This window comes from Halomonas sp. SIMBA_159 (assembly GCF_046536035.1).
GTDB classification, from domain to species: Bacteria; Pseudomonadota; Gammaproteobacteria; order Pseudomonadales; family Halomonadaceae; genus Vreelandella; species Vreelandella venusta_A.
In genome coordinates, this window is sequence record NZ_JAWJBT010000132.1 from 1 (window position 1) to 406 (window position 406).

At 43.3% G+C, this 406-nt stretch carries 1 protein-coding gene; it reads right to left on the reverse strand.

What is annotated here, in order from left to right; genetic code table 11:
• Nucleotides 1-216: 216 nt before the first annotated feature.
• Nucleotides 217-406, reverse strand: a 190-nt coding sequence (locus R0J87_RS18690) for a hypothetical protein (RefSeq protein WP_498888073.1), incomplete at its 5' end; no start/stop codon positions are given.

Sequence of the window (406 nt, forward strand, 5' to 3'; positions counted from 1 at the left end):
GTATTGGTCATAACAAATCACGCTTATATCATTGATCTCTAGGTATTCGGATCGTCTCTCTGAAGTATAGAACACTCTCATTTCTGTGGGTGACGTGACCGAGAATAGTACAGAATCTACAATTTTTTTATGACTTTTATACATCTCGCTAGACGCCAAGTCGGGCAATGAGCGTCTCGTCGCCGCAATGTACCTATCAATCTCGTCCAAGTAGAATTATTCCTTTTCTGACAACTCTTTGATCATATTCATTGCCTCCTTTTCCGTGTTTGCATTCACTTCAACACCGTTGACCTTGACGGTGACCTGTTTCTTCGTAGCCACTTTCGCAGCCAAAACAGCAGCAATAGGTGGCGCAAGCGCTGATGCTAAGTCGACGATGAGAGTAGAAATTGTAACTCCATCG